Source organism: Alteromonas sp. K632G, from assembly GCF_017653625.1.
GTDB lineage: Bacteria > Pseudomonadota > Gammaproteobacteria > Enterobacterales > Alteromonadaceae > Alteromonas > Alteromonas naphthalenivorans.
The window spans coordinates 94,083-106,789 of sequence record NZ_JAGGDM010000013.1; the positions used below are offsets into that span (position 1 = coordinate 94,083).

Annotated in this window: 12 protein-coding genes and 2 tRNA genes; 13 read left to right on the plus strand and 1 reads right to left on the minus strand. The window is 43.4% G+C overall.

The window, feature by feature from the left end; genetic code table 11:
- The first annotated feature begins 58 nt into the window (after positions 1-58).
- The 8 genes from orn (at position 59) to ilvN (ending at position 8,860) form a co-directional block, all read left to right on the plus strand.
- The gene (orn, locus tag J5X92_RS13645) at positions 59-604 is read left to right on the plus strand and encodes an oligoribonuclease (RefSeq protein ID WP_013785622.1); all 546 of its coding nucleotides are present in this window, start codon (positions 59-61) and stop codon (positions 602-604) included.
- Between the two features lie 104 nt (positions 605-708).
- Positions 709-784 (plus strand) — tRNA-Gly (locus J5X92_RS13650).
- 184 nt (positions 785-968) lie between these two features.
- A tRNA-Gly gene (locus tag J5X92_RS13655) sits at positions 969-1,044 on the plus strand.
- Between the two features lie 751 nt (positions 1,045-1,795).
- Entirely contained in the window at positions 1,796-5,167 is a 3,372-nt protein-coding gene (locus J5X92_RS13660; RefSeq protein WP_126872917.1) for a TonB-dependent receptor, read from the plus strand.
- 139 nt (positions 5,168-5,306) lie between these two features.
- Entirely contained in the window at positions 5,307-5,801 is a 495-nt protein-coding gene (locus J5X92_RS13665) for a DUF4442 domain-containing protein (RefSeq protein ID WP_013785620.1), read from the plus strand.
- Between the two features lie 260 nt (positions 5,802-6,061).
- The gene (locus J5X92_RS13670) at positions 6,062-6,442 is read left to right on the plus strand and encodes a DUF413 domain-containing protein (protein WP_013785619.1); all 381 of its coding nucleotides are present in this window, start codon (positions 6,062-6,064) and stop codon (positions 6,440-6,442) included.
- A 202-nt stretch (positions 6,443-6,644) separates the two neighbouring features.
- Positions 6,645-8,363: an acetolactate synthase 3 large subunit gene (locus tag J5X92_RS13675; RefSeq protein WP_013785618.1), complete on the plus strand. Its 1,719-nt coding sequence runs from the start codon at positions 6,645-6,647 to the stop codon at positions 8,361-8,363.
- Positions 8,363-8,860 carry an acetolactate synthase small subunit gene (ilvN, locus tag J5X92_RS13680; RefSeq protein WP_013785617.1) on the plus strand — a complete coding sequence of 166 codons (498 nt, stop codon included), beginning with the start codon at positions 8,363-8,365 and terminating at the stop codon, positions 8,858-8,860. Before J5X92_RS13675 ends, ilvN begins: the two co-directional genes overlap by 1 nt.
- 71 nt (positions 8,861-8,931) lie before the next feature.
- Here ilvN and J5X92_RS13685 read toward each other — a convergent pair whose 3' ends face one another.
- On the minus strand, positions 8,932-9,891 hold the full coding sequence (locus J5X92_RS13685; protein WP_126872916.1) for a hypothetical protein: 960 nt from the start codon (positions 9,889-9,891) through the stop codon (positions 8,932-8,934).
- 179 nt (positions 9,892-10,070) lie between these two features.
- Between J5X92_RS13685 and tatA the strand changes: the two genes are divergently transcribed.
- From tatA to J5X92_RS13710, 5 genes are read left to right on the plus strand one after another with little or no spacing between them, the layout of a single operon-like run.
- Entirely contained in the window at positions 10,071-10,310 is a 240-nt protein-coding gene (tatA, locus tag J5X92_RS13690) for a Sec-independent protein translocase subunit TatA (protein WP_013785615.1), read from the plus strand.
- Complete coding sequence (gene tatB / locus J5X92_RS13695; protein ID WP_013785614.1) at positions 10,310-10,609, plus strand: Sec-independent protein translocase protein TatB; 300 nt, start codon at positions 10,310-10,312, stop codon at positions 10,607-10,609. Before tatA ends, tatB begins: the two co-directional genes overlap by 1 nt.
- Positions 10,610-11,365 (plus strand): twin-arginine translocase subunit TatC, encoded by a 756-nt coding sequence (tatC, locus tag J5X92_RS13700; RefSeq protein ID WP_013785613.1) that lies wholly within the window; start codon positions 10,610-10,612, stop codon positions 11,363-11,365.
- 26 nt (positions 11,366-11,391) lie between these two features.
- Entirely contained in the window at positions 11,392-11,925 is a 534-nt protein-coding gene (locus tag J5X92_RS13705; protein WP_013785612.1) for a hypothetical protein, read from the plus strand.
- 1 nt (position 11,926) lies between these two features.
- Positions 11,927-12,706, plus strand: coding sequence for a TatD family hydrolase (locus J5X92_RS13710; protein WP_013785611.1), 780 nt, complete (start codon positions 11,927-11,929; stop codon positions 12,704-12,706).
- Position 12,707 lies beyond the last annotated feature (1 nt).

Genomic DNA, 12,707 nt, shown 5'->3' on the forward strand with positions numbered 1-12,707 from the left:
CGCTTATAATAACGTTTGTAGGGCATGGTTGCCATGCCTCAGTACTAAGAGGAAGCCGATGACAAAGCACGACAGTAATTTAGTGTGGATTGATATGGAGATGACAGGGCTCGATCCAGAGACTTGTGTGGTGATGGAAATTGCAACCATAGTGACAGATGCACAGCTAAATGTGCTTGCTGAAGGCCCCGTTATTGCAGTGCATCAGCCTGATGATGTACTTGATAATATGGATGAGTGGTGCACCCGTGTACACGGTGAAACTGGGCTTACTGCACGTTGTCGAGCCAGTTCGGTGAATGAAGCTGAAGCCGCCCGTCAAACGATGGCGTTTTTATCTGACTATGTTGATGCCGGTAAATCTCCTTTGTGCGGAAACACTATAGGGCAAGACAGACGCTTTATGGTGAAGTACATGCCAGAGCTAGAAGATTACTTTCATTACCGCAGTATTGATGTGAGCAGCGTAAAAGAGCTGATTAAGCGATGGAAGCCAGAAGTATTAGATGGATTTGATAAAAAGGGGGTTCACCTAGCCCTTGATGATATTCGAGAGTCTATTGAAGAAATGCGCTACTATCGTGAGAAAGTGTTCACGATTTAAGCGGGAAAGGTGCGTTTGTACAAAAAAATCCAATTAATGGTTGCCAAATAAAAATATTTTTGTACAATGCGCACCACTTCAAAACGAAGTGCCTTTTTTTGCATGCGGGAATAGCTCAGTTGGTAGAGCACGACCTTGCCAAGGTCGGGGTCGCGAGTTCGAATCTCGTTTCCCGCTCCAAAAAAACTTAGTGTGAATCGAAAGGTTTATACTCAGAGTGTGAAAGCGCGACCCCACGGGTCACGACCGGTTCCCGGCGACCGAGTGTCGGCCAGTTACAAGTCTCGTTTCCCGCTCCAAAAAAAACTCCTATCACAATCCAAATGGTAGTGAGTATCATCAGATGCAACAGCATCGACTCTATGCGGGAATAGCTCAGTTGGTAGAGCACGACCTTGCCAAGGTCGGGGTCGCGAGTTCGAATCTCGTTTCCCGCTCCAAATTTTCATGATTTAAGTAATCAATTAAAATTACTTAGTTTGAATAATACGACCCCTGTGGGCCCGCGACCGGTTCCCGGCGAGCAACAAATCTCGTTTCCCGCTCCAAATTTTCAAATGTAAAATTAAATCAACCTACTTCAGTTTGATTAATACGACCCCTGTGGGCTCGCGACCGAATGTCGGCCAGTCACAAATCTCGTTTCCCGCTCCAAATTTTCAAATGTAAAATTAAATCAACCTACTTCAGTTTGAATAATGCGACCCCCGTGGGCCCGCGACCGGTTCCCGGCGTGCGAGTGTCGGCCCAGCGAATGTCGGCCAGTCACAAATCACTTTTCCCGCTCCAATTATTCAATAGTGAATACTTATTCGAAGTTAGGTACAAGTAATTGTTTAAATTTAGTGCAATTGTGCATTTCTGTAGTGCAAATTAAGCTTAATTGTGTTTTTAAAAAAACATTTGCACTTATTTAGAGCTTTCCATGTTGTTCAAATTAATTTCTCTGCATTTTAAATAGATTTTATTAAATACTTATGCATAATTCTCGGCGCAATAAGGCCGTCAATGCACTTTACGCCTAATTTACATAGGCATGGACCTTGCAATTGAGCTGCATAAATTGTCGAAATAAAAACTATAAATCAACAGTTTTCGTAAACGCACCATTTTCGCGCCCATGCATTGTTAAGAAACATTATAAAACACAATCGTTACCGAATAATAAAAACTAGCTGGAGAAACACACAAATGGCTTTTCAATCATCGAAGCATTACTGCACCACATTATTAGCAAGTGCAATAGCATCTGCGCTTGCACTGAATGCAGGCTTAGCACAGGCACAGGAAGATGCCGAAGTAAAAGAACAGGATGTTGAGAAGGTACTTGTTACGGGCTCACGTATTGCTAGAGATCCAAATTTAGCATCTCCTTCACCTGTTCAATCTATTTCAGAAGAAGATATTCAGCTTTCAGGCGAATTCTCAATTACTGACGTCATCAATGATATTCCTGCGTTATTTTCATCTACGAGTTCAGAAAGCTCTATCGACTCAGGAACTTTCGCTGATGGGGCAAACGTTTTAAATTTGAGAGGTTTGGGGACCAACCGTACGTTAACCTTGGTAAATGGTAGAAGACATGTTGGTGGCGTAGCGGGTTCGGCCGCCGTTGATGTTGGTTCTATTCCGGTTAAGCTTATCAAATCTGTTGAGGTGCTTACCGGTGGCGCGTCTGCTGTATACGGTGCCGATGCTGTTACAGGTGTAGTTAACTTTATTCTTCGTGATGATTATGAAGGGTTCGAATTTGATGTAAATTCTGGGATTTCATCAGAAGGCGACGGTGAGCAAATTAGCATGTCGGCCTTGTATGGTAGGAACTTTGATAACGATAAAGGTAATTTTGCCGTTAGTGTTGAGTATCAGAATGACGAAGGTGTAAGGGTAAGTGAGCGTGATAATGGGTTGATCATTGGCTCAGCACGAGATTGGACAAACCCTGCGTTACGCTTTCAGCAAGGGGATATTGGAAGCAGTACTCCGAATTTGTCACAGTATTACAACTACGATAATACAGGCCTATTCAACTTTGGTTTAAGCATACCAAGTCAAGATGATTTTATACAAAATTTCACTGATCAATTTGGTAGTGCGCCCAATCTTACCGCTGAAGAATTAGCCTTATTCCAACGTGCTACTAGCGTTAATCCTCGTGCAGTTCTTCCTTACAGGACATTTCCATTTACATCTGGGTATGGCTATATCGTGCCGGGTAACCCCTACACGTTTGAAGGGTTCGATCCTTCAACCAACATAGACTTAGATGGCAACGGAACTCCCGATTGTTTAGACTCATTTTCAGGCTACAACAGTTCATTTGGTGCCGCGTCATTCGGTGCATTAGGTGGGTGTTGGAATGTTACAGAAAACGGTTCATACCGACCTATTCAAGATGGTTTAGTTTCTGGGAATTTTGAAGGTTTCGGTGGAGACTCTTTTAATACAATTCAACAGCAACGCGGTTACCTTATTACGCCTAACGATAAAATATCGCTTAATTTCTTAGGTCACTACGATTTATCCGAGAGCATGACAGTTTTTGGTGAATTAAAGTACGTGGTGCAAACAACAGAAAATGAAAGCCAACCGTCCTCTTATTGGGATCTACTTTTTGGTGCAGCTGATAACCCTTATTTGCCAGAGTTTATCCAACCTATTGCTAATGAGCTTGGTGGTGTTGCAATTACCGCAGACCCTATTGGCATTGGCCAAGGTAAAATTGAAAACGAACGTCGCACACTTCGTGCGGTTTTAGGTATTGAAGGTTATTTTGAAAATGATTGGGAATACAACTTAGCTGTAAATTATGGCAGGTTCGAATTCGAACAAAAAGGAACTGAAAATAACGTTATTGTTGATCGCTTTTTCTCAGCAATTGACGCTGTTACCGACCCCTCTACCGGTGAAGCTACTTGTCGCGTCAATCTAGACGCGAATACTCCTCAGGTAACAACCGCCTTTAACATTCCGGTTTATGACCCTGGATATTTTTCATTTACACCCGGAGACGGTAGCTGTGTCCCACTGAATATATGGGCAGGTGCGACGGGTATTTCACAAGAAGCAGTAGATTGGATCACCAATGATAGCCGTGATCAAACCACGCTAGAACAGCTAGTTATAAGCGGCTCTATTGCTGGCGACTCTTCTGATTACTTTGAGTTGCCTTACGGCCCAGTCTTTTTCGCTCTAGGTGGTGAATATCGCAAAGAGAAATCTGAAGCAACGTTTGATAATTGGCAGTTAGGTGTCCTTCCTGAAGGCTCACAATACCAATCTGGTACGTTAATATCTGAGTATTCGACCAATAACTCCTTAGTGTTTCAACCTTCAATCAAAGTTGCGAACGAAACAGGTGATTTTGATGTTAGCGAGATATTTGTTGAAGTGTCTTTACCTCTGATAGAAGGAGAGATGCTGGTAGAAGAGCTTACTTTAGATTTGGCAGCTCGGTATTCTGATTACTCTACCATCGGTGATACAACAACGTGGAGAGCAAATTTAATGTACTCGCCGTTTGATGACTTGATGATTCGTCTGTCTCAGTCGCAAGCCATCCGTGCTCCGAATATCAATGAGTTATTCGGGCCTGAGGTCGGAGCCACGTTCCGTCCTACCGATCCATGTAATGCGAGTGTTATCGAAGGGATAAGAGGCAACGACGCAAATGCTGCCGATATTATTCAAGCAAACTGTGTTGCTGACCTTCAGTCCATCGGCTTCGATCCTATTGATGAAAATGGCAATTATATCTACACCGATCCATTGTCGGCAGCTTTCCCTGGTGTGACCGGAGGTAACGCTGAACTTCAAGAAGAAACGGCAGATACCACAACCCTAGGTTTTGTATATCAGGCGAGTTGGCTAGAAGGCTTCTCGTTAACCGCAGACTACTGGAGTATCGAAATTGAATCAGCAATCAGTTCAGTAACATCAGACGATATAGTTAATGGCTGTTATTCTGGCGAAACGCTGAACGAAAACTTTTGTTCGTTATTTACAAGAAATACTGATTCAAGCTCTCCACAATTTGGTGGGTTCAACTTTCTTCGTACAACGGCGGTTAACTTTGCACGTCTTGAAACATCAGGAGTTGATTTTAGCGTAGGTTACGATTTCGCCGTCGGTGCACATAATTTTATGACGAAAGTATCTGGTACTAAAGTTAATGAGATTGATCAGTACACTAACCCTAATGATCTAAACGATGTAAATCCAGAGTTGGGCGAGGTTAATAAACCAGAGCTTGCTGGCAACATTAATCTGACTTGGCAGTGGGAAGACATTCAAATTGGTTGGCAAACACAATATATGGATGAGCAGCTAGTCGGTTACGTGGAAATTGAAGACTACGAACGAGGCGATTATGATGACTCGGTCGTTATGGATGAATTTTGGCAGCACGATATCAATTTCTCTTACAATATTAACGAAGAGCTTATGGTGTATGGTGGAATCAAAAATGTGACTAACGAAGAGCCGTTTTTGACCAATTTCGCCTACCCAGCTAGTGCTCGAGGTCGATTCTACTTCGTAGGGATAGATATGCGACTTGAGTAACATTAATTAGTTAAGTGACTTAAGAAGCAGCGCTCAGCGCTGCTTTTTTGTTCTATACAACAAATATACTTGCAACAGCACAGCGTTAATATTAAGTTAACTGGTCTAACCAGAAGAAGTGTATTTCAGAGAGAAAATTATGTCCGTACCAAACCCGTTGCGCAACTTTGCGAAAAAAGCCAATACCTATCCAACATGGCTTCGCCAACGCATGTTGACTTGGATGTTCCGCTACAAAGTGAAACTAACGGGCACGGTCAGTATCGATATTCTGGAAACCGATTTGAAATCGGTAACGTTTCGTCAAAAAAACTACAAGAAAGCACAAAATCATATTGGCAGTGTGCATGCGGCTGCAATGGCATTGCTAGCGGAGTCTTCTACGGGCTTTGTAGTTGGAGTTAACCTTCCTGGTGACAAGTTACCGCTGATTAAAGAAATGAATTTTAAATATGTGAAGCGCGCACAGGGCGATATGCATGCAGTAGCGCACCTTACCGATGAACAAATAGCGTTAATGCAAACTCAAGAGAAAGGTGAAGTTACGGTAGCGGTTAAAGTAACCGATGCTCAAGGTATCGAGCCTGTTCTGTGTGAAATGATTTGGGCTTGGGTGCCTAAAAGCAGGAAGTAGTACCTGTATTTAAAAAATAGGCCGAGTACGCCTGATTACCATGTGTGCGTTGCGTATGTAACGCGCATGTTCAATCTAAGCATTTTACAGTTTTATTAAGTTTTCTCTTATCTCGTTTTTCAGTTTGACAGCATTCTTAATCCCAACTATCTAATTATCAGTGTAATGAGCCAAGCGACACAGATGCGCGGCTAATGGGTCCTCATCGGCGCACGATGGGGAGTATGATAATAGCTATAAAGGCTGAGATAAGGGGTCATATGACAACATTATCCAGAGAGAAACTGATCAACCGTCCGTTTGCTGATAAAAAGCATTACCCATATGGCTTCGCTCGCTCCGGTGATTTTTCAATTTCTGAAAGTAAGTTATTGCAAGCCCATGGTAGTTTGTTTGCAGCCTTAGTAGATGGCAAGATTGAACCTAGTTCTGATGTCGAAATTAACTATCTTAATGCTGCGTTAGGGCAATGTGAGCCACAAACGCCTCAGGCAAAAGCATGGATAAAATATCAAAACCGAATTAACCGGCCCAAAGCAGCCAGTATTTATGGTTCAAAGCGAGTAGTTACCGAAGATACAGACGATACTGTCGAAATAGATGACGATAATGACCTAGAAATAAATATAGATGACGATTAATTGTTAAATTATTGTGAAGCTTATCCTAATATTAGCTATTAATTTCATCGCATCAAAAGATTCATCCTAATTATCTTGAATATTGGGATATATATCTCACTTTTGTGCGGTTTGGTGTTTTATCTTCCTACTTCCTTCGTTATAGTCCGCTCATCGTCAACATTCGCTGACAATACACCAAACCGATACAGGAGAGAGAACTGTGAAAATGATGTCGGGCGCTGCCATGGTGGTAGAAGCGCTAAAAGATGTAGGAGTAACACATGTGTTCGGCTACCCAGGTGGTGCCGTACTAGACATTTATGACGCTTTATATGCGCAAGAAGATGTCGAACATGTCCTCGTGCGTCATGAACAGGCAGCCGCTCATATGGCGGATGGTTATGCACGTTCAACTGGCAAAACCGGCACAGTCCTCGTCACTTCAGGCCCTGGCGCAACCAATACCATCACCGGTATTGCTACCGCTTATATGGATTCAATTCCAATGGTTGTATTGTCTGGGCAAGTACCTTCAATGCATATTGGTGAAGATGCCTTCCAAGAAACTGATATGGTAGGGTGTTCTCGTCCAATCGTAAAACACAGCTTTCTAGTAAAGCGCGCGGTAGATATTCCAGAAGCCATTGCGAAAGCGTATTACATTGCAAATACGGGTCGCCCTGGCCCAGTGGTAGTCGATTTACCAAAAGACATTGTTAATGTTGCTGAAGATCACCCTTACGTGTTCCCAACCGATGTGACAATGCGTTCGTATAACCCAACCGAGCGTGGGCATACAAAGCAAATTAAGAAAGCCGTCGCTTCTTTGGTAAAAGCCGAACGTCCAGTACTTTATGTTGGTGGTGGCGCGGTTACATCTGAAGCGTCGTCACGAGTTATCGAATTAGCTGAAAAGTTAAATGCACCAGTTACCTGTACGTTAATGGGGCTAGGTGCCATGCCAGGCACACACGAGCAGTTCGTGGGTATGCTAGGTATGCACGGCACACTTGAAGCAAACAAAACCATGCATAATGCTGATTGCATTATTGCCTTGGGTGCACGTTTCGATGATCGCGTTACTAACAACGTAGCGAAATTCTGTCCGCATGCCGATATTATTCATGTGGATATCGACCCGGCGTCTATCTCTAAAACCATTAACGCGCATATTCCGGTAGTTGGCTCAGTCGATAAAGTACTCGACCAAATTTTAGAACAGCTTGTTAATAAAGACTTGTCTGGTCAAAAAGAGAAGTTAGCGGATTGGTGGCAACAAATTACCCAGTGGCGCTCTCGTGAATGTTTGAACTACGAGCAAGGCGATACGGTAATTAAGCCACAGCAAGTTATCCAGTCCATTTACAAGCACACCAATGGTGAAGCTTATGTAAGTTCTGATGTTGGTCAACATCAAATGTTCGCTGCCTTATATTATCCATTTGATAAACCTCGCCAGTGGATTAACTCAGGTGGCTTAGGCACCATGGGCTTTGGTTTACCTGCAGCGATGGGCGTACAGTTTGCACACCCTGAGTCTACCTCGGTAGTGGTAACGGGTGACGGTAGTATTCAAATGAATATTCAGGAACTATCTACCTGTTTGCAGTACAACTTGCCGATTAAAATCATTACCTTGAACAACCGCGCATTAGGCATGGTTCGTCAGTGGCAAGATATGATTTACAAAGGTCGTCACTCGCATTCCTATATGGACTCAATGCCAGATTTTGTGAAGCTTGCAGAGTCTTATGGCCATGTAGGTATCAAAGTAGATAAATTAGATGAATTAGATGCAGCGATGGAGAAATGTTTCAGTCTTAAAGACCGCCTTGTGTTTATGGACATAGCGGTAGATCAGAACGAGCACGTATATCCAATGCAAATTAAGTTTGGCGCTATGGATGATATGCGCTTAAGTAAGACGGAGCGTACCTAATGAAACGTATAATTTCTGTATTAATGGAAAACGCACCTGGCGCGTTATCTCGTATCGTAGGTGTTTTTTCACAGCGTGGTTACAACGTAGACTCTCTTTGTGTAGCCCCTACTGACGATGGCAGCTTATCTCGCCTTACCATCATTACCCATGGTGATGATAAAGTCATTGAGCAGATTACTAAGCAAGTGAATAAGCTTATTGATGTGCTTAAAGTGGTGGATTTAACTGAAGGCACTCATATTGAGCGTGAGTTGATGCTAATTAAAGTGGCGACTCGCACTGAATCAGTACGTGCTGAAGTAAAGCGCAATAGTGATATTTTCCGTGGGCGCATCTTAGATGTTCATGCGAATAACTACACCATTGAAATTACGGGCACTACCGACAAACTAGACGCTTTTGCGGCTACCATGGCCCAATGTGCGGAAGTGATTGAATCATCACGCACAGGCGTGTGTGGTTTAGCAAGAGGCGAGCGCGCGTTACGCCCTTAACGGGTGAAAATTAACGTGCAAAGCGAAGCACATAAAGCGCCAAAGAAATGAAAAAGGGCGAGTAACGAGAGTTACTCGCCTTTTCCGTAATAAGCTTCTAAGCGAAGTGCCATACCATAAGACGGCGAGAAGTCCTCACTTCGAAGCCATAATACAAATGGTTCTACCTCGAAATAAAGCCATTCTCTTATTGGATTGCTGCGCCAACGTAAACCTGTGTACACCTCTTCTACTTGATAGGTAGGTTTATTCAAGCCTTCCACCATAAAGCTATAAACCAAAGCATTGTGGTTGTTGATAGGGTACAAGTGTTGTATCTCGTGTCGCCACAACCAGTCGTTGCTATTGTCTCGAAAATAAAAGCGGTTGTTTAACCGAGTGACGTTGTTGTTACTACTAACATGCTGGATAGAGGTGCCTAACTCTGCGCCAAATTGATCCCGCGTGTATTGATATATTTCAGTGTCGTAAAGCATGGCCCAATGGGAGTTAAATGCATAGGCATCACGGTAACGAGCTTTTACATAGAGCTGATCCCGTCTTCCTGCACCAACACGAAATGAATAGTGAGAGTTTATATTGGGGCGAAACCGCAGCGAAATGGTCGTATTGTCTTGTCTTCCCAGTGAGGGAGAACGCGCCGCTTTTATCGTATCGCTTTGGGTTTCATCTTCGTTGTCACTTAATAGCAAGTCTACGCGATTTTCGAGGTGGGGGAGTGAAACACGAATACGAAAACGAAGATCGGTTTCTGCGATATCTCTGGTTCTAGGCTCCCAGCTAAGTTGAATTCTCCCTTCTGCTTTCGCCTTTCCTTTGGCTTGTGAACCATCGGAGAACAAGCCATCGAACTTACTTACGGTAAAGTCCATAGAGTCGGTGAAGCTGCGTTGCCACACATCAAACCATTGCATAGGCTGGTGAGGTTCAACATTGTTTTGTGCATTATTCACTACCTCATGGGTAGGAATAGGCTGGTTATCACTCTGGTCAGTAAGCAATAAACACAATGAGACTGCTAAACACAACATAACAACCCAAACTCCCTCTAACGATTACTCGGTGAAATGATATCCGTATCAGTTAATTACCATCAGGATGCTTGTTGTGATAATAAACGTCAACGATTATTCATCCACGTAAATATTCACGTGAAAGCTAGCGCTTTGGGTGGCATACTGTCCTTACTGTTGTATCGGAGATTATTTTTATGGGCGGTATTGGAATCTGGCAGTTACTCATTATCTTAGTAATTGTAGTTTTACTTTTTGGCACAAAACGTTTGAAAGGGATTGGCACCGACTTAGGTGGCGCAATCAAAGGCTTCAAAAAAGCAGTAACTGAAAACGAACAAGATGCCGATTTCGAGCAGAAGAAGCAGGTAGAAGACAATGATACTGCTGACACTGTTTCAACGAAAACGCAGAGCGACGTTAAAGAAAAATCCTGATGTTTGACATTGGCTTTTGGGAGCTATTGGTAATTGGTGTGATGGCCTTGTTGATACTAGGTCCAGAACGTTTGCCAGGTGCCATGCGGTCCACCATTAACACTATTCGAAGTGTACGAAATACAGCAACGGGCTTTAAGCAAGAAGTTGAGCATCAGTTGCGCGTGCACGAATTACACGAAAACCTGAAGAAAGCTGAGCAGCAAGGCTTGAAAGATCTCTCGCCAGAGCTTGAACAAAGTGTTGATGAGCTTAAAAAAGCGGCTGAGTCGGTTCAGGAACCATATAAAAAACAGTAAATGTCTGACGCAAACAATTTAATATCTCATTTAATTGAGCTTCGTAGCCGCATCCTAAAAGCACTGTTAAGTGTGCTGGTGGTATTTTTGTGTTTGGCGTACTTTTCGCAAGACCTCTATCAATGGCTCGCGTTGCCGTTGCTGGATTCTATGCCAGAAAACGCTAGCATGATTGCTACCGATGTTGCCTCACCTTTTTTCGCACCGTTTAAACTTACGCTGGTGTTGTCATTCTTTATCGCTATTCCCTATGTACTTTACCAAGTATGGGGCTTTGTTGCGCCGGGGCTTTATCGTAACGAGAAAAAGCTTGTTGCGCCGCTTCTACTCTCAAGTACTTTATTGTTCTATGCGGGCATGGCATTTGCGTATTTTGTGGTATTTCCTATCGCATTTGCGTTCTTTAATAGTGTGGCACCAGAAGGTGTTACGGTCAGTACCGACATCTCTAGTTATCTTAATTTTGTATTGAAACTCTTCTTTGCTTTTGGGGTCTCATTTGAAATTCCCATTGCCATTATCTTACTGTGCTGGACAGGGGTAACCGATGCAAAGTCACTTCGAGCAAAACGCCCCTATGTGGTAGTTGGTGCGTTCGTGGTGGGCATGTTACTTACGCCACCAGATATTATTTCTCAAACGCTCTTAGCTATTCCTATGTGGATACTGTTTGAAATAGGTGTCGTGGTAGGCAGTTTGTATGCGGGTAAAGGCCGCCGGAATAGCGACGAAGAAACTGGCACTGAAATCGAATAACAATTAAGTAGAACAAAGGATTTACTATGAACAAACGTGCATTATTACTACTAGTAAGTGTGCTCCCTTTTAGTGCCTTTTTAGCACAAGCGGAAACCGTAGGCGAGGCACTAGCTAAGTGCAGCGAGACTAAGAATAGCCTTCAACGTTTAGTGTGTTATGACCGCGTAGAAAAGCAAGTAAACCGCCTCTCAGGTACTCAGGCGGGTATACCCGCAGCAATACCTAGCAATACACCGACTGTTGCCTCTGAACGTCGCCGCGAAGCACCGGTAAGCAAAACCCCAGCGCCTAAAGACGAACAGTTTGGTTTAGAGCACAAAGTAAAAACCGAAACCTTAGCCGACACATTCGCAGGTAAGGTAACTAAGATTAAGAAAACCGCTCGGGGTAAGCTCATTTTAACCTTTGATAACGGTTCGGTTTGGCAGCAAACTACAGATACCACATTGAAAGTAAAAGAGGGTGAAACCGTGCTCATTGAGCGTGGATTATTAGGTGCTTTCTATTTGAAAAAAGAAGGGCTTAACAAACGCATGAAAGTAAAACGTGTAAAATAATATGCCCTGGTTTGACGCTGGCGTTAATCTATTAGATCGCAGATTTAATCCTCAAGAGATTATTTCAAATGCTCTGGATGCCGGTGTTTCCAAGCTGTGTATCATTACCACTCACCCTAATGAGTGGGATGCGGCAGCAGCACTTCATCAGCAGTTCCCGCAGGTATGCAGCTATACCTTAGGCATACACCCCCATAATGCTAAAGATGTGGTTGAAAGTGATTACGCGCGATTAAGAAGCATGGCAAAAGAGCCTGGCGTAGTGGCAGTGGGCGAGTGTGGTTTAGATTTTAATCGCAACTTTTCTCCCCAAGATGTTCAAATAAGTGTGTTCGAGGCCCAATTAGCGTTGGCGGTAGAATTGAACTTGCCAGTGTATCTTCACGAGCGAGATGCGTTTGAACAACAAGTGTCCTGTCTGCAAAAGGTGCTGCCGTCTCTTAGCGGCGGTATTGCCCATTGTTTTACAGGAGATACCACGCAGCTTACTACGTATTTAGACATGGGGCTGTATATTGGTATTACCGGCTGGGCATGCGATGAAAAGCGCGGAGAATCCCTTCGTAGTGCCATTCCAACCATTCCCTTAGAACGTATCATTTTAGAAACTGATGCCCCTTACTTATTCCCCAAAACCCTACGTCCAAGAAAACGTAACAACGAGCCTGCGCTATTACCCCATATTGGTGAACAAATTAGCGAACTAATGCAGGTTGCCCCTGATAAATTGCGAGATAGCAGTTATGCTAATACTTGTCGTTTATTTTGTATCAGTGATTAAT

Bases quoted from the DNA above. Each gene is read 5' to 3' on its own strand.
- J5X92_RS13665 (WP_013785620.1), top strand. From the start codon at position 5,307: ATGTCCGTACCAAACCCGTTGCGCAACTTTGCGAAAAAAGCCAATACC.
- tatA (WP_013785615.1), top strand. From the start codon at position 10,071: ATGGGCGGTATTGGAATCTGGCAGTTACTCATTATCTTAGTAATTGTA.
- J5X92_RS13710 (WP_013785611.1), top strand. From the start codon at position 11,927: ATGCCCTGGTTTGACGCTGGCGTTAATCTATTAGATCGCAGATTTAAT.
- tatC (WP_013785613.1), top strand. From the start codon at position 10,610: ATGTCTGACGCAAACAATTTAATATCTCATTTAATTGAGCTTCGTAGC.
- J5X92_RS13660 (WP_126872917.1), top strand. From the start codon at position 1,796: ATGGCTTTTCAATCATCGAAGCATTACTGCACCACATTATTAGCAAGT.
- J5X92_RS13685 (WP_126872916.1), bottom strand. From the start codon at position 9,891: ATGTTGTGTTTAGCAGTCTCATTGTGTTTATTGCTTACTGACCAGAGT.
- J5X92_RS13670 (WP_013785619.1), top strand. From the start codon at position 6,062: ATGACAACATTATCCAGAGAGAAACTGATCAACCGTCCGTTTGCTGAT.
- J5X92_RS13705 (WP_013785612.1), top strand. From the start codon at position 11,392: ATGAACAAACGTGCATTATTACTACTAGTAAGTGTGCTCCCTTTTAGT.
- tatB (WP_013785614.1), top strand. From the start codon at position 10,310: ATGTTTGACATTGGCTTTTGGGAGCTATTGGTAATTGGTGTGATGGCC.
- orn (WP_013785622.1), top strand. From the start codon at position 59: ATGACAAAGCACGACAGTAATTTAGTGTGGATTGATATGGAGATGACA.
- ilvN (WP_013785617.1), top strand. From the start codon at position 8,363: ATGAAACGTATAATTTCTGTATTAATGGAAAACGCACCTGGCGCGTTA.